Origin of the sequence: Fulverythrobacter fulvus (genome assembly GCF_037154085.1) — a bacterium.
Lineage (GTDB): Bacteria > Pseudomonadota > Alphaproteobacteria > Sphingomonadales > Sphingomonadaceae > Andeanibacterium > Andeanibacterium fulvum.
This window is the reverse complement of sequence record NZ_JBANRM010000003.1, coordinates 392,863-415,091: the sequence shown is the minus strand read 5'-3', so window position 1 is coordinate 415,091 and position 22,229 is coordinate 392,863. Positions and strand designations below refer to the sequence as shown.

The window sequence follows — 22,229 nt, the reverse complement described above, 5'->3', positions numbered from 1 at the left end:
TGCGGCTCCTTCCCGTCCGCATACGGGAAGGGGCCGTAACCACATTTGAAATGCCATATTGGAAACGGATTGCATGAGCGAACAGCCGATTATCGAAGCCGATCTCCTCATCGCCGGCGCGGAAATCATCACCATGAACGCCCAGCGTCATGTGATCCGCGACGGGGCGCTGGCCATCAAGGGCAACCGCATCGTGATGGTGGGCAGGCGGGAAGAAGCGGAACGCATCGTCCGCGCAAAGGAAACGCGCGACGGCAGCAGTTTCGTGATCTCGCCCGGCTTCGTCGACGGCCATATCCATATCACCGCCGATCCGCTGACCCGCGGGTTCGTGCGCCGCGTTCCGACCGACAGCTGGAACGACAATCTCACCAAGTGGGTCATCCCCCTGTTCAAGTCGCAGACTCCGGCGGATGAGAAGCTCTCCGCCCAGCTCTCGGCACTGGCGATGATCCGTTACGGCACCACCACTTTCCTCGAAGCGGGCACAGTGATCCATCTCGACGAAGTGATGGAAGGCCTTGCCGAAGCAGGCATTCGCGGCCGTGTCGGCCAGTGGGTGGAAGGGCGCGCTTACGATCCTTCCGCCGATCAGGCGGCCAAGATCGCCGAGGCGATCGGCCTGCTGGAAGGCGAAGTGGAGGCCTATCCCGACGATGGCGATTGCATGCTGGCCTGCTGGCCTGTGCTGGTCGGCCATTCGACCAATCCCGACGAGGTCTGGCTGGCGGCCAAGGCGCTGGCCGACGACAAGGGGCTGAAGGTTTCCGCCCATATGAGCCCGCGCCAGTCCGATCCGGACTGGTTCATGGCCCGCTATAATCGCCGCCCGGTAGAGCACCTGGCCGATATCGGCGCGCTGGGCCCCAATGTCTGCATCACGCACCTCGCCGCAATCGACCGCAGCGAGATGGAACTGGTGGTGGAGACGGGCACCACCTGCATTCACTGCCCCGATGCGGCCTTCAAGGGCGGCATGGGGCTCGCCAAACAGGGCCTGCATCTTGAAATGATGCAAGGCGGCGCCACGGTGATGCTGGGGACGGACGGCAATGCGACCGATATCCTCTCTTCCGCGCGCCTGATGGCTGCCGGCTATCGCGATGCGCGCGGCGATCAGGATCTGCTGCCTTCCACCACCTTGATGGAACTGATGACCGTAAATGGTGCGAAGGGCATGGGCTGGGAAGACCGGATTGGCACGCTCGCCCCCGGCTACAAGGCCGATTTCGTACTGCACGATACGCGCCTGCTCGAATGGGGGCCGATTTTCGATTCGGTCGGCCAGCTTGCCCAGCATGCGCCGCCGAACGGTGTTCACAGCGTGTGGATCGACGGGCGTCAGGTGCTCGATGGCGGGCGCAACTTGCTGCTGGATGAGGAGAAACTCATCGCCGAGGCCGTGCCTGCCGGGAAGGCGCTGGTTGAACGCACCGGGCTGCCGATCCGGACGCCGTGGCCCATCCTCTGAGATGACGGAAATGCGTCGCGACACGTCATCTCGTGCGCGTACAGTTCAAAATCTGGGCATCAGTGGCAAAGTGCGCATGCGTCTGCGGTGATAGGTTGCAGGCCAATCCGTAGTGGAAGGAAGCACCAAGGTGAATCAGATCGTTCATTCGGTTGGCCCCAAGAAGGCCACCTGGACCCACCTCGCACTCGCCGTCAAAAGCGTCGATGACACCATCGCCTGGTATGAAAAATACACGCATCTGCGTGTGCTGCGCCAGCGCGAGGACGAGGATGGGAAGAACGTCTGGCTTGCCGATCCGAACGAGAAGGAACGCGCCTTCGTGCTCGTCGCCGGGCAGTTCTTCGAAGGTCACGATCCCTTTGCGCCCAAGCAGCATCTGCCGCTGGGCCCCTTCGCCCATATCGGTATCGAACTTCCCACCAAGGAAGCGGTCGATGCGGTGGCCGAACTGGCCCGCGAAGGCGGCTGCCTTGCCTTGGGCCCGATGCAGTTCCCCAAGGAAGACGTCGGCTACATCTGCTTCCTGAAGGACCCGGACGGGAACACGATCGAATTCTCCTACGATCAGGGCGTGTTCGAGACCGCTCGCGAACTTTGGCAGGTTGGCGTCGAAGCCTGACCTTGCAACGGGCGCCCGCCGGGGCGCCCGAATGCCCCTTGTCTGACGGAGTAGCGGAATGAACGAACGTGTCGGGCCGATTGGCTCGATCGGAGAAATCGTGCGGGCTGTGCGCTCCGGTGGAAGCTCTGCCGAAAGCTTTGCGTGCGATGCATTGGCGCGTGCCGACGCCTATGAGGCAGTGCAGCCGCAGGTCTGGATTTCGCGGGTTCCTGCCGCCGATGTGCTCGCCGCCGCCGCCGAAGTGGATCGCCGCCTTGCTACCGGGGAAGATTTGCCGCTGGCGGGCGTGCCCTTTGCGGCCAAGGATAATCTCGACGTTGCCGGTATGGTGACGACGGCGGCTTGCCCCTCGGCGGGCTATGTCCCCGAAAGCTCCGCCCGCGTGGTGGAACTGCTGCAGGCGGCAGGCGCAGTGCTGATCGGCAAGACCAATCTCGATCAGTTCGCCACCGGCCTCGTCGGCACCCGCTCTCCCTACGGGGCATGCGGCTGCGTGTTCGATACGGCCTATATCTCGGGCGGGTCGAGTTCCGGCTCGGCCGTCTCTGTGGCGGCAGGGGTAGTGGCCTTTGCGCTCGGCACCGATACGGCCGGGTCAGGCCGCGTTCCGGCCGCGTTCAACGGGCTGGTGGGGCTGAAGCCGACCAAGGGCCGCTGGAGCACGCGCGGGTTGCTGCCTGCCTGCCGCTCGCTCGATTGCGTCAGCGTGTTCGCCCATTCGCTGGACGATGCCCGCGCAGTGGATGCCGTGTTGACCGCGTTCGACGAGGAAGACATCTATTCGCGCGAGGCCGCGGCCTTCATCGCGCCGGAAAAGCCGCGCATCGGCATTCCCCGCAAGGAAGATTTGCACTTCCTGGGCGATGGGGAATCCGCCGCCCTGTATGCCGAGGCCGCGCGCCATGCCGCGACGCTTGGCGAAGTGGTGGAAGTGGAGATTTCCCAACTGCTCGATTGCGCGCAGCTGCTCTATTCCGGCCCCTGGGTGGCGGAACGCACTGCCGCGCTGAAGGGCCTGCTGGAAGCGAACCCCAAGGCGATCCATCCGGTCGTGCGCGGGATCGTCCAGTCTGGCGTGGGCAAGAGCGCGGTCGATGCGTTCGAGGGGCAATATGCGCTCAAGCACTATGAACGCGCTGCGCAGGCCATCTGGCGCGCGGTGGACGTGTTGGTGCTGCCGACCACGCCCACGATCTACACGAAGGAGCAATTGCTGGCCGATCCGGTGGCGCTGAACAGCAATCTGGGCCTCTATACCAATTTCGTGAACCTGCTGGACATGAGCGCGCTGGCGATCCCGGCGGGCTTCCGCGCCAATGGCACCGGCTTTGGCGTCACGCTGATGGGCCCGGCCTGGGCCGACAGCTTCCTGCTCGATCTCGCTTCCGCCTTTCAGGAGAACCAGACCATGGCCGCTACGCCGCCGCTCGACGAAACGCCGCACAAAGCGGATATCCAGCTCGCCGTGGTCGGCGCGCATCTCCACGGCATGCCGCTCCACTTCCAGCTGGAAGAGCGCAATGCCCGGCTGGTGCGCAAGGCCAAGACCGCTCCTGCCTATCGCCTCTATGCCATGGAAACCACGCCGCCCAAGCCTGCCCTGATCCATGTGGGCGAGGCCGATGGCAGCGCGCTGGAACTGGAAATCTACGAAATGGATTACGCCGGCTTCGGCAGCTTCGTGGAGGAAGTCCCCGCACCGCTCGCCATCGGCACGGTGGCGCTGGAGGATGGCAGCGAAGTGAAAGGCTTCGTGGCCGAACCGCGCGCGATGGAGGGATCGAAGGACGTTACGTCGTTTGGCGGCTGGCGGGCCTATATTGCTTCGCTGAAGGGGTGAGCTGAGCTCTCTTCCCCACACCCGCTCTTCCCGAGCCTGTCGAAGGACGCGCGGAACATCGGCAGAGTTGTGAGCCCACCTGCCGATGTTCAGACAGGGAATGGGGCGAGTGATCGAGCCACGCCGCGTGGCCGATTTCCGGTCTGAAGGAGTGTCGGCCAAGGAGTGGCGCGGCTCGCTAGCCCTACGGCTGAAAGGGGGAGGGAAGCGGACCGTGGTCAGTCTGTCTCTTCAATGCGTATGCAAGCTCGGAAAACGCCACCCTCTGCGTCCTGCCGATGCCAGACTTCGACTACATTGTAGTATTTGAAGTAGCCCGGTGGAGTATCGATCGAGAGATACTCACCAATGCGGGGTAGGAATTCAAACTCCGCTGTGAATAGCGGTTTCAGGGCGTCTTCGTGGTCGAAGGCTTCTACGGTTGGCATGACGGCATGCTACGCAGGCGCGAGAACGTCCGCAATGTCGTCCTGTCCGAAATGTCTGTTTTCAGACTGGCCCTCAATGGCTGCCTGCCGGAAATGTCCTTGGATACAGGTATCCGTTCTGCCTTGGCGCGCGCCCTTCGACAGGCTCAGGACGAACGGAGGCTGGAACGACAAATAAAACCGGGCGAGGTGACACCCATCACCCCGCCCGGATATGCACGACGCGTCAAACGCCGTGCTCTCCCAGATCTCAAGCCCGCAGCAGTGGATCGCTCACGCCCGGCTTGCCGTCCTCGATCCGGCCCGCAAGGCGGATGGTCCAGCCTTCCGCGTCGATGGTGAAATCGTACCAGCCATGGCTTTGCGAGGCGGGCCAGCTGGCATTGGCCTTCCTGCCCTGTGCCAGCGAGATTTGCTTGCGCGGATTGGCGCCATACAAATCGTTGCCCAGCGTCAGCGCGAGATCGCCCTGCGCGGCGCTTTCCAGCGTCAGGCCGACCGACTGGCCTGCTGTATCGTAGCGTGCCGTGAAGGCGGGCAGGGCGGCGCCGGCGCGGGCAGTGAAGGAGCGCATGAAGCCGTTGGGCCCCAGCACCAGCAGGTCCGCGCCCTGCCTGGGGTCGATGGCCCATTCGTCGCTCAGCGCCTTGCCCGCTTCCACGCAATAGCGGCGCGGGATGCGGTCGAGGTGGAGCTTGTCATAGACATGGAAGGTGGCGCCCGCCTTGCCATCGTTGACGAAGCCGAGCGTGATCGTGCCGCCCGTGGCCTTCGCATCGACATGCAGCACGTAAGGCAGCGGGCGCGCACGGCGCAGGCCTTCTTCCTGGAACAGCCCTTCGGCCGCGCGCGGGGGCAGGATCTTGGGGCGCTTGAGATGTTCCGCCAGCACGGCCACCGAACCGCTGGCATCGGGCAGCGGCGGGAAGGCGGCATCGCCTTCCATGCTGAAATCGAAGCACGATGTCAGGTCGCCGCACATCTTGCGGTGCCAGGGGCTGATCGCCGGGATGGTCACGCCGAACCGCTGTTCGAGGAACCGGCCGACCGAGGTGTGGTCGAAGGTTTCCGAGCTGACCCAGCCACCCTTGCTCCAGGGCGAGACGACGTAGAGCGGCACGCGCGGGCCCAGGCCGAAGGGGCGGGTGGTGCCGGTGACGTTATCGTCGCGCGAGGTGTATTTGTCCTCGTGATCGTCGAAATAGTGGCCGTCCAGCGGGAAGGTGGCCTTGCCGGCCAGTGTGCCGTCGAGATTGAAGGAGGGCGGGGCCGGGGGAGGCAGGTGGTCGAACAGCCCATCATTCTCGTCGAAGGTCTGGAAGAAGACGGTGCTGGCCCAGACGTCCGGATTGGCGGTCAGCGCGTCCAGAATGCGCGCGGTATATTCCGCGCCTTCGATGGGCGTGGAGGCGGAGGGGTGTTCCGACCATTCCTTGGGCGGCAGCACCCAGGAAACGGCAGGCAGAGTGCCGTTCAGCACGTCCTGCTCCAGCTGTTCGAGCGACCAGTGCTTCATCCCGCGCTCGTAAAGCGGCTCGCCCGGCTTGCAGTTGCGGAAGCCCTTGAAGGCCAGCCCGCCATGCATCGCGCCGGTCCAGTTATCGTTCGGGTCCTGATAGATGCGCCAGTCCACCCCGTGCTGTTCCAGCACTTCGGGGATGGTCTGCCATTCGAGATCGTTGCCGGCATAGGTATAGCCCGGTTCCGGCAGGGCGCCCTTGATCCAGCAGCGCAGATTGTTCGGCTCCGACTTGTCCTCACGGCAATTGCGGCCGGCGGCCTGTTCGGCGGGGTCGAAGTTCGAGCCGGACCAGAAGACGATGCGATTGGGATCGGTGCCCGTGGTGATCGAGCAATGATAGGCGTCGCAAATGGTGAAGGCTTCGGCCAGCGCGAACTGGAAGGGGATGTCCTCGCGCTTGTAATAGCCCATGGAATAGTCGGTCTTGAACTTGGGCCACAGGCCGAAGCTGCCCTGGTTCCATGCCGCCTGCGCATCGGAGAAGCTGTGCGGCGTGCCCGGCACCTTCATGCCGTTGGTCTTTTCCGTGTCCAGCCAGAAGGGCGGCAGCACGCGCGCGCCGTTGGACTGTTCCCACACGCTGCGCCCGCCCGGCAGCGGCACGGTGTGGCGGTCGCCAAAGCCGCGCACGCCCTTCATGGTGCCGAAATAATGGTCGAAGCTGCGGTTCTCCTGCATCAGGATCACGATGTGCTTCACATCCTTGATGGAGCCCGTGATGCGCTTTGCCGGCAGGGCGAGCGCACGCTCGATGCTCAGCGGAAAGGCGCTGGCGGCACCCAGCGTGCCGAGGCCTTTCAGAAAATCGCGCCTGTTGTTCTTCACCACGGGACAGTCTCCTGCAGGGGATGGGATCAGAGGAAGCGTCGCCGCAGCCGGGCCGAAATCTGGTCCAGCACGAGGACGACAAGGAAGATGGCGATCAGGATCGTGCCGACATGGCCATATTCGAACATGTCGTAGCGGCCCTTGAGTTCCTGCCCGATGCCGCCCGCACCCACGAGGCCGATCACCGTGGCCATGCGGACGTTGCGATCGAGCACGTAGAGCGTCGCGCCGACGAATTGCGGCATCACCTGCGGAACGATGGCGAGGCGCCAGATGGCCAGCTGCCCGGCGCCGATGGCCGCCAGTGCCTCTTGCGGGCGCGGATCGGCGTTCTCCATATCGTCGGCATAGAACTTGCCCAGCACGCCCACCGCGTGGAGGCCCAGAGCCATGAAGCCGGCGATCGGGCCGAAGCCATAGGCAATCACCAGAAACAGGGCGCTGATGAGTTCGGGCACCGCGCGCAGGAAGCTGACGACCGAGCGTGCGACAAAGCGGATGCCGCCCTGATGGGTGACGTTGCGCGCGCCGAGCATGGCGAGCGGCAGGCCCAGCACCACGCCCACCAGAGTGCCCCACAGGGCGATTTCCAGCGTCTCCAGGATCTTGATCGCGACATGGCCGAGATAGCCGAGCGGGCGGACGAGATAGGTCTTCGTAACCGGTCGCGCCTCCAGCCGGAGCGTGGCGGGATTGAGCGCCTGTTCGGTGGAGCGGATTTCCTCGATATAGGCGAAGGGCGGCAGATGGCCGGGATCGAAATCTTCCATCCGGGCCACGTCCTGCCGGTCCGAAATCTGGATCGGGAAGAGCCGGCCCATCACATTGCCCAGGCCCTTGCCCGCATCTGTGCCCTCCGCGACGCCCGCCTTTTCGAGCAGGGCCGTGCCGGTGAGGGAGAGCATGCGGCCCACCTCCACCCGCTGCCCGGTGAAGAACAGCAGGGCGAGCGCCGCCACGACGATGAGGAGGCTTTTCGTGCCGAAGGGCTGCGGATAGGCCCAGCCCGGCGAATGCGAGGCGGCCGTCATACGGCCTCCTTCAGCGCCAGAGTCTGTGGCTGGGTCTGGGTCTGGGGCTGGGGAACCGGCGCGGCATGCGCGGCGGGTTCGGCCTTGGCATAGATCACGGCCAGATCGCGTTCGCACAGCGCCTCGGGCGGGCGGTCGAAGATCACCCGGCCGCGATGCAGGGCCACGATCCGGTCGGCAAAGGCACGGGCGAGATCGAGCTGGTGCAGGCTGCACAGCACCGTGGTGCCATGTTCGCGCGCCTGCGCCTTGAGCAGTTCGAGCACTTCGCGGCCCAGAGCGGGATCGAGGCTGGCGACCGGCTCGTCGGCCAGGATGATCGCCGGATCGGCCATGAAGGCGCGGGCGAGGCCGAGGCGCTGCTGCTGCCCGCCGGAAAGCTGCTCGGCCCGGCGGTGCAGATGCGCTTCCTCGAGGCCGACCGCTTCGAGCAGCGCGCAGGCCTTGCGTTTCAGCGCCTCGGGATAAAGCCCCGTCAGCACGCGCCAGAGCGGCAGCAGGGCAACGGCCCCGGCCATGACATTGGCCGCCCCGCTGGAGCGCGAGACGAGGCCAAAATGCTGGTGAACCATGGCGATCCGGCGGCGCAGGCCGGGCAGGGCGCGGCGCTCGACCGGCTGCCCGCCGATCAGCACGCGGCCCTCGCTGGGCGTCTCCAGCCCGTTCACGCAGCGCAGCAGAGTGGACTTGCCCGCGCCCGAATGGCCCAGCAGCACGCAGAATTGCCCGGCAGGAATGGCGAGGTCGATCGCGTCGAGCGCTCTCGTCCCGTCGGGCCAGCTCTTGGCCAGCCCTTCGAAACGGATGTCGAGGCCCGCAGGGCTCACCGTTCGGAAGCCTTCTTCAGGATCTCGCCCTTCATCTCGTCGCTTACCAGCGCCAGCTTGCGCGCGGCTCCGTCGAACTTCTCGGGCGGGAAATGGGCGTCGTAACCGTCGAGTTCGGCACCGGCATAGCCGCGGATCATCTCCGGCTTGATGCCGGGTGCCTTGGCGACCCCTTCGAAGGCATCGCGCAGCTTTGCCTTGGTTGCTTCCGGCAGGCGGCTGTTCACCACCAGCGGAGGATAGGGGATCGGCTCGCTGCGGGCGATCACCTTCACATCGGTTGCGCCCGGCACGCCTTCGCGAACGGCCTTGTCATAGGAATCGAAGGAAAGGGCGGCGGCATCGACGCGCCCTTCGATCAGGGCGGCCAGGCTGTTGGCGTGGCTGCCGGTGAGGCGCAGGGCGGAAAGGTCCTTCACCGGATCGACGCCGGCCTCGATCATCATGGCCAGCGGATAGGCGAAGGACGAGGTGGAATTCACGTCGCCGAAGGCCGCGCTCCTGCCTTTCAAATCGGCGATTGTCCGCAGCGGGGAATCCTTGCGGGCGAAAATGCCCGAATAATAGATCGACTGCCCATCCTTCACGCCTACGGCGAGAAGCTGGGCGCAATCGCGCTCCTTGGCCTGGAGATAAGTGACGGGGCCGACAAAGGCGATGTCGGCATTGCCGCCGCACAGGGCCTCCACCACGGCGCCATAGGATTGAGCTACCTTGAGATCGAACTCGATCCCGGCGCTCTTGCCCACTGCGTCGAAGATCGGGCGGTAATCGGCCAGAGTGCCGCTTTCCGTGCCGCCGTCGGCAGGGATGAGGAGCACCTGGAGCGGCTTGCCGTCTGCCTCGCTATTCTGGCCGGAACAGGCCGCGAGGCCGAACAGCGCCATGGCCGCGACCGCTTGCAGAGCTGTCTTCAACTTCAGTTTCATGATCCCATCCTCCTGGGCAGATGCACACCCTGCCGGGCCGCTAGGCTTGCGGCATGACGAGTGGATGAAACTGCGCGGTACGCGGCGGCCAATGGGGCTTCCTTCGCGAAAAGGGTCGCCGGACGGGGAGTGAGGGCTCCCCCGTCCGGCGATGGGGCATCAGAAGGAAGTGCTGTAGGAAACGAACACGCTGCGCGGTTTGCCTTCGAACGGATAGCCGAAGTAATATTCCGGGCTGCTGGTCGTGATTTCGCCGCGGACGAAGGCCTCGCTGTAGCGCATGTTGCCGTAGCCGTAGCGCTCCGCATATTTCTCGTTGAGGACGTTCACGACACGCAGCTGGAAGCGGTGCTGCAGATCGTCGCCCGCCCAATAGGCAAGCGAGCCGTTCATCACGAAGTAATTGCCGAAATTGTGCCGCAGCTTGCCGCCGACGCCGCCAGTCGACCATTCCGGCCCCTGGTAACGCGGGAACAGGCTGACATGGAAACGCTGGTTGGGCGAATTCCAGTTCAGCGTGCCCTGGATCATGAATTCCGGCGTTTCGTTGATCTGCAGGTCCGAACCCTTCAGATGCGCATCCTGCTTGGTGAAGCCGAGGTTGAGCACCCACTGCTTGCCGATCGCCAGATCGAGATCGGCGGTGATGCCGCGGATCTGGGTGATGGCGGTGTTGTTGTAATAGGTGTTCGGCGTCAGGCCCGAAGTGGACTGAATGCGGTTGGTGATGTCCGTATGGAACACGCCGGCTTCGATCCGCAGATTGGCGCCGCCCAGGTCCTTCTGGAAGCCGATCGCACCATTATAGGTCTCGGTCGTTTCCGGCATCAGGTCGGGATTGCCCACCAGCGTGGCGCTTTCCGCATAGAGTTCGTTGGTCTTGGGCAGGCTGTAGGACGTGCCGCCATTGGCGCGGACATAGAACGCACCGATGGGCTGGCGCAGGCCGAACTTCCAGATGAACTTGCTGTCGAAGGCCTTGGAGAAGTCCAGACGGCCGGCAAGGCTGATGGCCGTATCCGGGCTGAAGGGCAGCACCGGGCGCAAATCGGCATAGAGGCCGGTGGTGGTGTTCCAGTCATTGCTGATCGGGAAGACCGGATCGGAATCGTTGCGGTAGGACGTGCGCTGGATGCCCAGCACGGCCTCGCCGACATTGTCGAACGACAGCGTGTTACGCAGGTTCAGGCCATATTCCATGAAGCCGCTGACCTTCGAATCCGCGCCGAAGCCCTTGTTGGGGAAGGGGATCGAATGGCCGGTGGCCTTGCCGTAAGCGACCGGCTTGCCGTTATCCGGGTTGATGCACCCTGCCGGCTGGCGGCAGATTTCGGCATAAGTTTCGGTATTGTTGAGCTTGGGATTGCTCCAATAGGCCGTGAATTCGGTCAGCACCGCGTCCGACCAGCGGTGCGAGATTCCGCCGTCGATGATCGGATAGCGCACGCGGTTGGGCGAGTAGGTTTCGGCATCCGGGAAGGCATCCTGGAATTCGATCTGGGTATACTGGCCGTTGAGCGTGATCTCGGTCGCGTCGCTCGGGGCGTAACGGAACTTGATGCCCACATTGTTGCGGTTGAGCGGATATTTCTGGATACCGCCGGCCGCCGCCACATTGTCCACGAAGTCGTCGGGATTGAAGATGCGCGGGCCATCGGTGTTCTGGGCGCTGCCATAGACCATCACGCCCAGCTTGCCGTCGCTGTCCAGCTTGGCCTGGGCATTGCCCCACAATTCGCGCGAATTGAACGAACCGTAGCTGGCGCCCAGTTCCACCTTGTTTTCGCCGGTGGGGCGCTTGGTCTTGATGCTGACCACGCCGATGCCGCCGTTCGAACCGAAGAACAGGCTGTTGCCGCCACGGAACACTTCCACATGGTCGATCATGTGCGGATCGATGGTGGTGGTGCCCCAGATTTCCTCCAGCGCGGGGCCGCGGTCATAAAGGGGCACGCCGTCGAGCACGACCAGCGTGTCGCGGTCGCCGCCGCCATCGAGGCGGATGGTATATTCGCCTTCGTCGGGCGAGTAGCCGACGTTCGCGCCCTTGATGAGGAACTGGGCGAGTTCGGCGAAATTGCTGGCGCCGCTGGCTTCGATTTCCTGCGAGGAAACGATCTGGACGTAATTGCCGAACTGAGCCGCTTCCTCGGCCACCTGGGAAGCCTTCACGGCCTCGCCGGTGACGACGATGGCGCCTTCGCCGGGCGCACCCGCACCCGTCTCGGCAGCGGCATTGGCTTCCGCATGAGCCGGGGCGGCCGCAAAGGCGGAACCCGCCGCAAGCATCGCCAGAATATGCGCGACCGAATGATAAGAGCGTTTGTTCACCGCAAGTCCCCTGAAATGGATTTGTCCCGAGGCGGGGAGCCGGATCGGCCGCGGTGTCGCCCTTCGGGTGCCCGCCGGCTGCGATTCGGATCATCGCCTTGGGGCAGGCCACTATGGGTCCCATGTGACACTTGAATGAAAAACACTCATTTCAATGGTGGATACAAAGTAAGATTTGCGCATTTCAAATTGAGATTGTGCTTCTTCGGCCACAGGCAGAGCCCGGAAATCGCGGGTCTTCCGGAATTGAGCTTCACTCAATGCTGGCGATATCGGTGTTGAGCATGCATGGTGCACACGCGCAAAAATTGTGAAGGGGACAGAGGTGGCAACTAACGGTAAAGGTGCGAAGGCACCGAAGGGCAGGGCGTCTCAGTCTGACAACCGCCCGGTCGAAAACGCACTGGGGCGCATCCGCGTTGCCCAGCCCAACATGGCCAAGAGCGCCCAGCGCATTGCCCAGTTCATCCTGGAGCGCCCGGAAGAGATCGTCGGCATGTCGGTCACCGAACTGTCCGAAGCGACCGGGGTGAGCGAAGGCAGCGTAATCAATTTCTGCCGCAGCATCGGCCTGTCCGGCTTCCAGCAGATGAAGCTCAGCCTGGCGCAGGAGATCGTCCAGCCAGTCCAGTTCATTCACGAGGATCTGGAACGCGATGACGATATGGACACGATCTGCCGCAAGGTCTTCCATTCCGGCATCCAGGCGCTGCGCGATACGCTCTCCGTGCTGGAGTCGGATGCGCTTGAACGGGCCGTTGCCGCCGTGCGCGGTGCCAAGCGAGTGGAGATCTACGGTATCGGCTCATCCGCGCCGATTGCCGAGGATGCTCACTATCGCATGCTGCGCATCGGGCTCGACGCCCGGGCGGTGACGGACAGTCACATCCAGGCGATCAGCGCCTCGCGCTGCGATCCGGACGTTGCTACGATCACGATCTCGCATAGCGGTGCCACGCATGAGACAGTCGCCGCCACCCGCCTTGCAAAAGAGGCGGGGGCCAAAACGATCGTCATCACCAATTTCGCCCGCTCGCCGATCCAGGCCTTTGCCGATATCGTGCTGTTCACGATGGCGCGGGAAACGCGGTTCCGGACAGAAGCGATGACCAGCCGTATCGCCCAGATTTGCGTGGTCGACGCGCTGATCGCCGGGCTTGCGTTGACGGATTACGATCACGCCACGGATGTGTTGAAGAAGACTTTCGACGTGCTCTCGATCAAGCGCTTCTGATTACTCGGCCGCGAGCGGCTCCAGCAGGTCGTCCATCCGCAAGGGGGAGGTGCCGCCGACCAGAATGGGGCGGATGCCGAATTGCAGGGCGCCCTCTCCGTCGGTCTCCGGATTGTCGCCGATCATCACGGCTTCGTCCGGCGCGATGCCGAGATGGCTGCAGGCGCGTTCGAACAGAAGCGGGCCGGGTTTGCCGATCATCTCAGGCATCGGGGCATCCTTGCCCGCGCAGGAAAGCAGGGCGGCGAGGAGCGCTCCCGTTTCCGGGACGAGCCGCCCGCCAATGCCGGGATGGGCGCGGTCGGCATTGGCCACCACCAGCCTTGCGCCATCGCGTAATGCGTTGGCCGCGCGCTCCAGCTTGGCATAGGTGAAGCGCGGATCGCGCATCAACAGCACAAGGTCGGGGTCTTCGCGCGCCAGCGGAATGCCGAGGTCGAGCGCGTGACGCCGCATGGCGGTGGAGGAAAGCATCAGCACTCTGCCGCAGCCGCTCGCCTTTACGTGGCGAAGCGCCTCGATCCCGGCAGTGAAAATGCGCTCTTCCGGAATTTCCAGCCCGTTCCGTTCCAGAATCCGGACGAAATCCTGGGGCAGGTGGGTCGAGTTATTGGTGATAACCGCCACGCGCCCGAGATGGCGTGCGATCAGCCGGGCCGCAGCCGGCAGAATGCGATTGTTCACCGCGACGCAACCGTCCCAGTCGAACAACAGGCCCTTCGCGGCCTCAAGTGCCTCGCGTTCCGCCCAGCCAGACTGGGCCAGCCCCACCAGAGACAAGTCATTCCCCCTCGATCGCGAATCCGGGGCGTCTGCCTAGTTTCAATTCGATAACATGTAAATATGAGTATATTTCATTTTTTAAGAGGGTGGGCCTTCTCGGAGCTTCTCCTGCAACTCGCTTGTTACCCCTCTCGATCGCCTTGCGATTGGCTGCCGGTCGACATCGGGACCGGAGACGTTGTTTAGGGAGTTGTTAAGCCTGATCGCTTAGGAGCTGTTTACTATGAATTCCCGCGGCGAGTGCGGGATGGGAAGGAAAGTCCGATGTTGGCACCGATCGAAACGAACGCCTGCCAGTCGGGGAGTTTGCCCGACCGGCGCAATGGCAAGCGGCACAGCCTGCTGATGCGGGTCGCAAAGCTGCGCTGCCTGAGCGGCGAATATGCGTGCATCGTGCATGATGTGTCCGAAACCGGCACCAGACTGCGCCTGTTCCACGGCCATCCGCCTGAAATGCACATGTTCCTGGAACTCTCCAATGGCGAGCTTTACGTGATCGAACGTCGATGGATTGACGGCGATTTCGCGGGTTTCCGCTTTTCTGCCAAGGTTGAGGTGGCGGAGTTCACGCGCGAGCAGAACCCTTTGGGCAGGCGGCCGCTTCGCCTTTCCCTTCAGCATGAAGTCGTGTTCACCGTGGAGGGTGAAACGGGGCAGGCACTGATGCTGAATTTCTCGGCGCAGGGTGCATGCATCGAGGCTGGGCGCCAGATTCCGGTCGGCCAACTGCTCAAGGTCGAAATGCCCGGCATGGAAAGCCGATATGCACATATCTGCTGGCGGCGCGAATATCGCCACGGGCTCGCATTTCAGGAATCGCTGACCCTCCCGGACTTCGCCCGCCTTGCCTATGCGCTTCAGCCTTATGCTGAAGGCGAAGGCATAATCCATGAGATGGCCGATGAGAGTGAAGCCATGCGCCGCGCCTGACCGCTTCGTCCCGGGAAAGAGTGACACGGCGGTCCCAACTGCCTAAAGCCCGAGGAATAATTCCAAGGGCAGAGCGATGCCGAAGATCCGGCGCATACCGATCGATACACATCCGGAAAACACGGCCTTCCTGCTGCGCCACGGCAATCATTATTCGCCCGAGCAGTTCCAGGCCTTGCGCAAGCTGCGCGTAAAGGCCGACTGCGGCGAAATTCTCGCCACGCTGGCGCTGGTCGATGATCCTGCCATTGTCGCGCCGGGCGAGATCGGTCTTGGCGAACAGGCCTATCGCCGCCTCGGTCTGCCTGAAGGCACGGAAGTTACCTTCGAACAGGCGCTCGCCCCGGCCAGCCTTGAATATGTCCGTCGCAAGATTGGCGGCTATACGCTGGGTGAGGGAGAGATCACGGCCATTGTTCGGGACGTGGCGACCCACCTTTATTCTCCGATGGAAATCGGTGCCTTTCTGGTCGCCTGCGCGGGTTTCATGAGCACGGATGAGACGCTGGCACTCACTCGCGCGATGATCTCCGTCGGTAACCGCCTGCACTGGGATTCCCCTCTGGTGGTGGACAAGCACTGCATTGGCGGCATTCCGGGTAACCGGACCTCGATGATCGTGGTGCCGATCGTGGCGGCGCATGGCCTGATCTGCCCCAAGACCTCCTCGCGCGCGATCACGTCGCCTTCCGGCACTGCCGACACGATGGAAGTGCTGGCCGATGTGGACCTGACCGAGGCCCGGATGCAGGAGATCGTCGCGCGCGAAAAAGCCGTGCTGGCATGGGGCGGGCGAGTGAACCTCTCCCCGGCAGACGATGTGCTGATTTCGGTCGAGCGGCCGCTGCGGCTCGATACGTTCGAGCAGATGGTCGCCTCGATCCTGTCCAAGAAGGTTGCTGCCGGATCGACCCATCTGGTGATCGACATTCCCATCGGGCCTACCGCCAAGGTGCGCAGCCAGCGTGATGCGGTGCGTCTGCGCAAGCTGTTCGAATATATTGCCGGGCATCTTGGTCTGGTCACTGACGTCATTTTCACTGACGGTTCCCAGCCCATCGGCCGGGGTATCGGCCCCGTGCTGGAAGCGCGCGACGTAATGCAGGTGCTCCGCCGCGATCCCGATGCGCCTGAGGATTTGCGAGAGCGCGGGCTGCTGCTGGCGGGGCATGTGCTGGAGTTCGATCCCGCGCTGAAGGGCGGGGAAGGGCACAGCCGGGCCCGCGAATTGCTGGCGAGCGGCGCCGCACTGGAGGCGATGGAGCGACTGATCGAGGCACAAGGGCGCAGGCAGGAGCATTTTGAGCCAGGCGCGAACTGCCACGAGGTCTTGGCGCCTAGAAGCGGTAAGGTCGTCGCCATAGATTGCGAGCGCATCGCCCGTATCGCGCGCCTTGCCGGTGCGCCAATGGACAAGGGGGCCGGGATAGACCTGCTGCACAAGGTGGGCAGCGCGGTTGTGGGCGGCGAGCGGCTTTATCGCATCCACGCCAATTCCGAGACGGGGCTTGGCTTCGCGCGCGATTTGGCGGCGGAAAATTCGGGCTATGGAATCGCATGATGGAATGCACGATCTTCGCCTTTCCCGAATGCGTCGAGGCCGCCATGCGGCTCGCAGAGGAACTGGGTGCCGGCTTCAGTGAAGTGGCCCTGCGCCGTTTTCCCGATGGCGAGAGTCTGGTGCGAGTGGAACCCACTACTGGCATTGCGCTGCTCTATCGCCCGCTCGACGATCCCAATGCCAAGTTGGTGGAATTGCTTCTGGCCGTCTCGGCCCTGCGCGAGAACGGCGCGCGCAAGCTGATCCTGATCGCGCCCTATCTTGCCTATATGCGGCAGGACATGGCCTTCCAAAGGGGGGAGGCGGTCAGCCAGCGAGTGATAGCGGGGATGCTGGCGGAACGGTTCGATGCTGTATTGACGGTCGATCCGCATCTCCACCGTATCCACTCGCTGGACGAGGTCATGCCGGATGCCGAAGCGGTCGCGCTCTCCGCCGCCCCGGTCTTGTCCGCTGTGCTGGCCGGGGCGGACAATCCGCTGCTGGTGGGGCCGGATAGCGAATCCCGCCAATGGGTGGAGGCTATCGCCGCGCCTCTGGGGCTGGACGTGCTGGTGGGCGAGAAGCTGCGCAGCGGGGATCGCCACGTCGCGATCCGCATTCCGGGGATCGAGCGGGCAAAGGGGCGCTTGGCCGTATTAGTGGACGATGTCGTTTCCAGCGGGGAGACCTTGATCGAAGCTGCGCGCTTGCTGCGCGAGGCGGGGGCCACGCGGATCGAGGCGCTGGCGACCCATTGCCTTGCCCGCGAGGCCGATCAGGTTCGCATGACCGAGGCGGGCATCGCCTCGCTACGCTTTACCGACAGTATCGCCAGGGCAGAGGGAACGATCCCGCTCGCCCCGCTGATTGCCACAGAAATTCGCCGCAATGGCTGGCTTGGCTGACAGGAGCATCATGTCCGAACATCCCCTTTCGCTCACTTTCCATGGCGCAGCCCGCACTGTCACCGGGTCCTGCATGGAGTTCCGGCACGACGGCCATTCGCTGCTGGTCGATTGCGGCATGTTCCAGGGTTCCCGCACGCTGGAAAACCTCAATATGGGGAACTTCGCCTTCGATTCGGCGAGTATTCCCGCCGTGGTGCTGACTCACGCCCATATCGATCATAGCGGGCTGTTGCCCAAGCTGGTGGCGCAGGGCTTCGACGGCACGATCTGGTGTACCGGGCCGACGAAAGACCTGCTCGAACACATGCTGGCCGATGCCGGACGCATTCAGGAGGCGGATACCGAGCGTCGCAACCGCCGGCGCGATCGGGCCGGCGAGGACGCCTTCGAGCCGGCCTATACCGAGCGCGATGCCATCGCCGCGTGGAAACTATGCCGTGCAGTTGCGCTGGAAGAATGGTTCGAGCCTGCGCCCGGTTTCCGTGCGCGTCTTTGGAATGCGGGTCATATCCTTGGCTCCGCCTCGGTCGAACTCGAGGCGGGCGGCGTCAGGGTGATGTGTTCGGGCGATGTCGGGCCGGAAAACAAGGCGTTCCTGCTCGATCCCCAGGGTCCGGCCGGTTTCGACCATGTGATCTGCGAATCCACCTATGGCGACCGTGAGCGGGAGAAGGTCACGATCGAAGAGCGGCGCAAGCTGCTGGAGGCGGAAGTGCGCGCGGCGATGACGCGGGGCGGCAATCTGGTGATCCCCGCCTTCGCACTGGAACGGACGCAGGAACTGCTGCTCGATCTGGCCTATCTATCGCGGGAGCGGGCGATCCCGAATGTCCCGGTTTTCATCGATTCCCCGCTCGCCAGTCGCACGACCGGAGTTTTCGCGCGCTATGCAGCGGAACTGGAGGATACTGGCGGGGTCAATGTGTTCGATCATCCCTCCTTCCACTTCGTGGGGGACGTTTCGGAATCCATCAGGCTCAATTCCGTGTCCGGCGCCATCATTCTGGCCGCGTCGGGCATGTGCGAGGGCGGGCGCATCCGGCATCATCTGGTGCATAATCTCCACCGGCGGGATTCAACGGTTCTGTTCGTCGGCTTCCAGGCGCAGGGCTCGCTGGGACGCGTCATTCTGGAAGGGGCGCCGCGCGTGCGCATTTCCGGGGCGGAAGTGCGGGTTCGGGCGCAAATCCGCAGGATCGACCATTATTCGGCCCATGCCGATCAGGGCGAATTGCTTGCCTGGATAGCTGCCCGAGCGCCGATTTTCGGCAGCCTGCTGCTCGACCATGGCGAGCCGGAAGGGATGGAGGGCATGCGGCGGGAACTGCAGCGGGTAATGCCCGACCTGACGGTGAGATTGCCCGAGCTGGGCGAGACCTTCGGCCTTGCGCCGGGCAAGCCCGCCAAGCGGATCGCGACCGGAAATATCGCGGCACAACAGGCGGTTGGGCGTGACTGGCAGAATGAATATGCGGCCTTCGTCACCGGGCTGAAGGGCGAACTTGCCCATATCCACGATGAGCGCCGGCGCGAAGAAGCACTGGCTAAGCTGCGTGAAGTGCTTGAGTCCTATAAGGAGTTCAAGAACGGCAAAAAGGAGGCGCAAGGGGGCTGAAAGGCGCCCAAAAGGGGGAAAGAAGAGCACGCAGGGGGCGGTCGGGTACCCTAGGCAGCACTCTCTCAGGGCGGGCTGTCGAGACCCCGTTGGCGGGCCTTGGCCAGCAAGTCGATCACTTCGGCGTCTTCCGTCTGCGCGAAGTCTCCATAATGGGCGCCGACTGCGTAGAACGGTTCAGGCGTGGCTAGGCAGACGATCCGCGCGCAGAGCGGCTCCAACTGCCATAGCGCTGAACGCGGGGCGACCGGGATGGCGAGTGTGACCGAGGCCGCCCCCACTTTCGCCAATGCTTTCAGCGCGGCCTTCACTGTGCCGCCGGTGGCGATGCCGTCATCCACCACCACGATATTGCGCCCGCCAAGCGGAATGGGCTCCCCCGTGCGATAGGCCGCGCGGCGCCGCTCGATCTCGGCCAGCTGGCGGGCGGTCTCGCGTTCGATATAGGCCGCATCTGCCCCGGTCAGGTTGGCCGCCCGCTCGTCGATCACGATCTGGGGCGAGGCGCCGTCCACCAGCGCGCCGATGCCATATTCCTCATGCCCCGGCGCGCCGATCTTGCGCACGAGCAGAATGTCGAGCGGGGCATTCAGCCGCCGTGCGATCTCGAAGCCCAGGGGGACCCCGCCGCGCGGCAGCGCGAGCACGACCGGTTCGACCAGACCCAGCGGCTCGAGAGCGTCTGCGAGCAGCCGGCCCGCCTCCCGGCGGTTCTCGAAATAATCCGCGCTTTGCTTCGTTTGTCCCTGCTTCACGAATTGCCTCCCGGCAAATGGCGCGTGAACCAGCCTAGCGCGAGTTCCACTACCTGATCGAGCGTGCCGGGCTCCTCGAATAGATGCCCGGCGCCGGGCACAAGCACCAGTTCCCGCTCGCAATGCATCGCGTCCGATGCGGCCTGGTTGAGGTCGATCACGATACCGTCGAGGCTGCCGACGATCAGCAGGGTGGGCGCCTTCACGCTGGCCAGCGCGCGTTCCCCGGCAAGGTCAGGCCGCCCTCCGCGCGAGACGATGGCGGCAATGCGCGGATCGCCCGCCGCCGCGCGGATCGCCGCCCCGCCGCCGGTGCTGGCGCCGAAATAGGCCGGACGCAGCGATGCGGTGGCAGGCTCGGTCGCGCACCAATCCACCGCGAGCACGAGGCGCGAGGCAAGCAGGTTGATGTCGAACACGTTGCGCCGGTCCTGTTCTTCGACAGGCGAGAGCAGGTCGAGCAGCAAGGTGGCAAAGCCACCCTCGCGCAGCTTCGCGGCGACATAATTATTGCGCGGACTCAGCCTTCCGCTTCCGCTGCCATGGGCAAAGATAATGATGCCGCGCGCATTGTCGGGAATGCCCAGGATCGCGGCGAGGCCGCGATCGCCCACTGCCACTTCGCGGCAATCGGGGGGAAGGGCGAGCGCGCTCATAGCCCGAACGGCCATGTTTCGGGCGCGCCATGCGGCCTTTCGTGACCTAGCGGCGTCACGGCGCGGCTTTCCTCGAACCAGACATAGGCGTCGAACTGGTCGGTCAGCACTGCCTCGAAATAATGGCTCGAAAGCTCGCTTTGCGGGCGATAGACAACGCCGATTGCGCGTTCGAGCAGCGATTGCGAGAGGGCGGATGCCAGTTCCTTGCTGGTCCGGCCGCGCCAGTCGGTAAGGCTGCGGGCAAGGCCGGTGCCGCGAAAGGCACCTTCCCAACTATCCTCGCGTGCGGGGCGGACTTTCATCACCTGCATGTCCGCGCCCCAATCGGAAGCGGCAGCCACCGTGCCGCGATCGGTGCCAAAGCCGATCAGTACCGCCTGGTCGCCATAGGAATTGCGCACCAGTTCCCCGATGTTGAATTCGCCCTGCCAGCCCATCGAGGTGGCCGAGGCATTGCCGACATGGGAATTATGCGCCCAGATCACGGCGCGCGCATCTTTGTGATGCGCCATCAGCGATTGCAGCGTGTCGAACATGTGCCGGTCGCGCAGGTTCCAGCTTTCCGCGGCACCGCGATACATGGCGCGGTAATAGCGTTCCGCCGCGCGGACGATGCGGGCGTTCTGCTCGGCATCGAAATAGGCTTCGCCATCCCTTGGCCGATCGCCCGCGCCATGGTCCGCGATCAGTTCCATCCGCCGGGCGAGCAGGCGGCCGAGTTGCTCGACCATCGTGCCCTCGCATTTTTCGAGTCCCTGATAGCGCACGGCGCGACCATAGTGCTGGGGTTCGTCTTGCCATGGGGTCAGGCAACCATAACGGCGGCGCGCCTCTTCCGCTTCCTCGGGGCAGTGGATTTCCAGATAGGCGATCACGGCATGGATCGATTCCCGCATGCTGTAGACGTCCAGCCCGCGCATGGCGGCGCGCTGTGCTTCCGGCAGGGCGGCATTGTGGCTGCGCAGCCAGTCGGCAAAGGCGAGCACTTCCTCATTGCGCCACATCCAGGTGGGAAAGCGCGCGAAGGGTTCGCCGCTCATCGGGCGCGGCGCGCCGTGGTGCACGTAATCGTCGATCCGCGCGACATCGGGCCAGTCGCCCTCCACCGCCACGATGTTGAATCCGTGCCGCTCGATCAGGCGCCGGGTGATCTGCGCGCGGGCAGCGTAGAATTCATGCGTGCCATGCGTCGCTTCGCCCAGCAGCACGATCCGGGCATCGCCGAACCGGTCAAACGCCTCGCCGAAATCGGGCGCGTCGGGCGAGGGGAGGGGTTCGGCATGCGCGCGAAGGATGGCGGAAAGATCGTCCGCAGGCACTTCGAGCGGAGAATGGACTGTCATGCCCGTGCACTCCCATCAGAGGGAAAGCTATCGCGTCATGGTAATGCAGGATCGCGCCGGACGCCACATTGACTTGCATCAAGTGGGCACAGGGCAGCGAAAGTGGTCAGTCGGTTCCGTCGGCCGTTTTCAGGCTGGTTGCCGCCTTGGTCAGCAGCCTGAGCAAGGTTTCCCGCTCCTCGGCGTCCAGCGTGCCGAAAGTCTGCTCGATCAGTTGGCGACGTAGCGGCTCCGTCTTGGCTGCGGCTTCGAGTCCCTTTTCGGTCACGCTGATGAATTTGGCGCGGCGATCGTCCGGATCGGGCTTGCGTTCCACCAGCCCGTCACGCTCGAGTCCGTCGATTGCCTCGGTCACGGTACGTGGGGACTGACTGAAGAAGTCGGCAATATCGGTGGCCCGCAGCGGCCCCCTTTTCTGCAGGCAAAGCAGCAGCTTGGTGCGCGAGAGCGAGGCACCTTGCTCCGCCATGCGGCGATCCATCGTCCGCATCAGCTGCAGATAAAGTTCCGCATAGGCGGAAACGAGAGGCTCCAGGTCCGACATTATTGAGGTCCCACAATATATGGTATTGCCATATGCTGCAATTGCGAGCATCTGGCAAGCAGTTCCGGCTCCATTGTGAGTCG

At 64.0% G+C, this 22,229-nt stretch carries 18 protein-coding genes; 8 read left to right on the top strand and 10 right to left on the bottom strand.

The genetic code is table 11. The annotated features are described in order from the left end of the window. The first annotated feature begins 73 nt into the window (after positions 1-73). The 3 genes from WFP36_RS11545 (at position 74) to atzF (ending at position 3,936) form a co-directional block, all read left to right on the top strand. Entirely contained in the window at positions 74-1,471 is a 1,398-nt protein-coding gene (locus WFP36_RS11545; protein WP_336980648.1) for an amidohydrolase family protein, read from the top strand. Positions 1,472-1,601: 130 nt separating this feature from the next. Next, on the top strand, positions 1,602-2,093 hold the full coding sequence (locus WFP36_RS11540) for a VOC family protein (protein ID WP_336980647.1): 492 nt from the start codon (positions 1,602-1,604) through the stop codon (positions 2,091-2,093). A gap of 58 nt (positions 2,094-2,151) precedes the next feature. Then, a complete protein-coding gene (gene atzF, locus WFP36_RS11535; protein ID WP_336980646.1) occupies positions 2,152-3,936 on the top strand; it encodes an allophanate hydrolase in 1,785 nt (594 codons plus the stop codon). Between the two features lie 678 nt (positions 3,937-4,614). Here the strand turns inward: atzF and WFP36_RS11530 are convergent. The 5 genes from WFP36_RS11530 to WFP36_RS11510 form a co-directional block, all read right to left on the bottom strand. Further along, positions 4,615-6,714 (bottom strand): phosphocholine-specific phospholipase C, encoded by a 2,100-nt coding sequence (locus tag WFP36_RS11530; protein ID WP_336980645.1) that lies wholly within the window; start codon positions 6,712-6,714, stop codon positions 4,615-4,617. Positions 6,715-6,740: 26 nt separating this feature from the next. After that, positions 6,741-7,745 (bottom strand): phosphonate ABC transporter, permease protein PhnE, encoded by a 1,005-nt coding sequence (gene phnE, locus WFP36_RS11525; RefSeq protein WP_336980644.1) that lies wholly within the window; start codon positions 7,743-7,745, stop codon positions 6,741-6,743. Then, on the bottom strand, positions 7,742-8,572 hold the full coding sequence (locus tag WFP36_RS11520; RefSeq protein WP_336980643.1) for a phosphonate ABC transporter ATP-binding protein: 831 nt from the start codon (positions 8,570-8,572) through the stop codon (positions 7,742-7,744). Before WFP36_RS11520 ends, phnE begins: the two co-directional genes overlap by 4 nt. Further along, positions 8,569-9,501: a phosphate/phosphite/phosphonate ABC transporter substrate-binding protein gene (locus tag WFP36_RS11515; protein ID WP_336980642.1), complete on the bottom strand. Its 933-nt coding sequence runs from the start codon at positions 9,499-9,501 to the stop codon at positions 8,569-8,571. The genes WFP36_RS11520 and WFP36_RS11515 overlap by 4 nt, the downstream gene beginning before the upstream one ends. Before the next feature lie 159 nt (positions 9,502-9,660). Beyond that, positions 9,661-11,832 (bottom strand): TonB-dependent receptor plug domain-containing protein, encoded by a 2,172-nt coding sequence (locus WFP36_RS11510; RefSeq protein WP_336980641.1) that lies wholly within the window; start codon positions 11,830-11,832, stop codon positions 9,661-9,663. Positions 11,833-12,142: 310 nt separating this feature from the next. Here WFP36_RS11510 and WFP36_RS11505 point away from each other — a divergent pair, with 310 nt between their 5' ends. Next, the gene (locus WFP36_RS11505; RefSeq protein ID WP_336980640.1) at positions 12,143-13,066 is read left to right on the top strand and encodes a MurR/RpiR family transcriptional regulator; all 924 of its coding nucleotides are present in this window, start codon (positions 12,143-12,145) and stop codon (positions 13,064-13,066) included. Here the strand turns inward: WFP36_RS11505 and WFP36_RS11500 are convergent, their stop codons facing one another. Then, on the bottom strand, positions 13,067-13,837 hold the full coding sequence (locus WFP36_RS11500) for an HAD-IIA family hydrolase (protein WP_336980793.1): 771 nt from the start codon (positions 13,835-13,837) through the stop codon (positions 13,067-13,069). It abuts the gene before it with no gap. Between the two features lie 276 nt (positions 13,838-14,113). On the opposite strand from WFP36_RS11500, the gene WFP36_RS11495 reads away from it, so the two are divergent. From WFP36_RS11495 to WFP36_RS11480, 4 genes are all read left to right on the top strand, one after another. Further along, complete coding sequence (locus WFP36_RS11495) at positions 14,114-14,779, top strand: PilZ domain-containing protein (RefSeq protein ID WP_336980639.1); 666 nt, start codon at positions 14,114-14,116, stop codon at positions 14,777-14,779. A 76-nt stretch (positions 14,780-14,855) separates the two neighbouring features. Further along, positions 14,856-16,340, top strand: coding sequence for a thymidine phosphorylase family protein (locus tag WFP36_RS11490; RefSeq protein ID WP_336980638.1), 1,485 nt, complete (start codon positions 14,856-14,858; stop codon positions 16,338-16,340). After that, positions 16,337-17,227 carry a ribose-phosphate diphosphokinase gene (locus tag WFP36_RS11485; protein ID WP_336980637.1) on the top strand — a complete coding sequence of 297 codons (891 nt, stop codon included), beginning with the start codon at positions 16,337-16,339 and terminating at the stop codon, positions 17,225-17,227. Before WFP36_RS11490 ends, WFP36_RS11485 begins: the two co-directional genes overlap by 4 nt. Before the next feature lie 10 nt (positions 17,228-17,237). After that, positions 17,238-18,845: an MBL fold metallo-hydrolase gene (locus WFP36_RS11480; RefSeq protein ID WP_336980636.1), complete on the top strand. Its 1,608-nt coding sequence runs from the start codon at positions 17,238-17,240 to the stop codon at positions 18,843-18,845. Between the two features lie 65 nt (positions 18,846-18,910). On the opposite strand, the gene WFP36_RS11475 is transcribed toward WFP36_RS11480, so the two are convergent. From WFP36_RS11475 to WFP36_RS11460, 4 genes are all read right to left on the bottom strand, one after another. Further along, complete coding sequence (locus WFP36_RS11475; protein WP_336980635.1) at positions 18,911-19,600, bottom strand: phosphoribosyltransferase; 690 nt, start codon at positions 19,598-19,600, stop codon at positions 18,911-18,913. Then, positions 19,597-20,256 carry a dienelactone hydrolase family protein gene (locus WFP36_RS11470; RefSeq protein ID WP_336980634.1) on the bottom strand — a complete coding sequence of 220 codons (660 nt, stop codon included), beginning with the start codon at positions 20,254-20,256 and terminating at the stop codon, positions 19,597-19,599. Before WFP36_RS11470 ends, WFP36_RS11475 begins: the two co-directional genes overlap by 4 nt. Continuing rightward, on the bottom strand, positions 20,253-21,602 hold the full coding sequence (locus WFP36_RS11465; RefSeq protein ID WP_336980633.1) for an erythromycin esterase family protein: 1,350 nt from the start codon (positions 21,600-21,602) through the stop codon (positions 20,253-20,255). The genes WFP36_RS11470 and WFP36_RS11465 overlap by 4 nt, the downstream gene beginning before the upstream one ends. Before the next feature lie 106 nt (positions 21,603-21,708). Further along, positions 21,709-22,146, bottom strand: coding sequence for a MarR family winged helix-turn-helix transcriptional regulator (locus tag WFP36_RS11460; protein WP_336980632.1), 438 nt, complete (start codon positions 22,144-22,146; stop codon positions 21,709-21,711). Between the last annotated feature and the right edge of the window lie 83 nt (positions 22,147-22,229).

Coding starts and splice junctions, on each gene's coding strand:
- WFP36_RS11515 (WP_336980642.1), bottom strand. CDS start 9,501: ATGAAACTGAAGTTGAAGACAGCTCTGCAAGCGGTCGCGGCCATGGCG.
- WFP36_RS11485 (WP_336980637.1), top strand. CDS start 16,337: ATGATGGAATGCACGATCTTCGCCTTTCCCGAATGCGTCGAGGCCGCC.
- WFP36_RS11470 (WP_336980634.1), bottom strand. CDS start 20,256: ATGAGCGCGCTCGCCCTTCCCCCCGATTGCCGCGAAGTGGCAGTGGGC.
- atzF (WP_336980646.1), top strand. CDS start 2,152: ATGAACGAACGTGTCGGGCCGATTGGCTCGATCGGAGAAATCGTGCGG.
- WFP36_RS11460 (WP_336980632.1), bottom strand. CDS start 22,146: ATGTCGGACCTGGAGCCTCTCGTTTCCGCCTATGCGGAACTTTATCTG.
- WFP36_RS11465 (WP_336980633.1), bottom strand. CDS start 21,602: ATGACAGTCCATTCTCCGCTCGAAGTGCCTGCGGACGATCTTTCCGCC.
- WFP36_RS11495 (WP_336980639.1), top strand. CDS start 14,114: ATGTTGGCACCGATCGAAACGAACGCCTGCCAGTCGGGGAGTTTGCCC.
- WFP36_RS11490 (WP_336980638.1), top strand. CDS start 14,856: ATGCCGAAGATCCGGCGCATACCGATCGATACACATCCGGAAAACACG.
- WFP36_RS11545 (WP_336980648.1), top strand. CDS start 74: ATGAGCGAACAGCCGATTATCGAAGCCGATCTCCTCATCGCCGGCGCG.
- phnE (WP_336980644.1), bottom strand. CDS start 7,745: ATGACGGCCGCCTCGCATTCGCCGGGCTGGGCCTATCCGCAGCCCTTC.
- WFP36_RS11480 (WP_336980636.1), top strand. CDS start 17,238: ATGTCCGAACATCCCCTTTCGCTCACTTTCCATGGCGCAGCCCGCACT.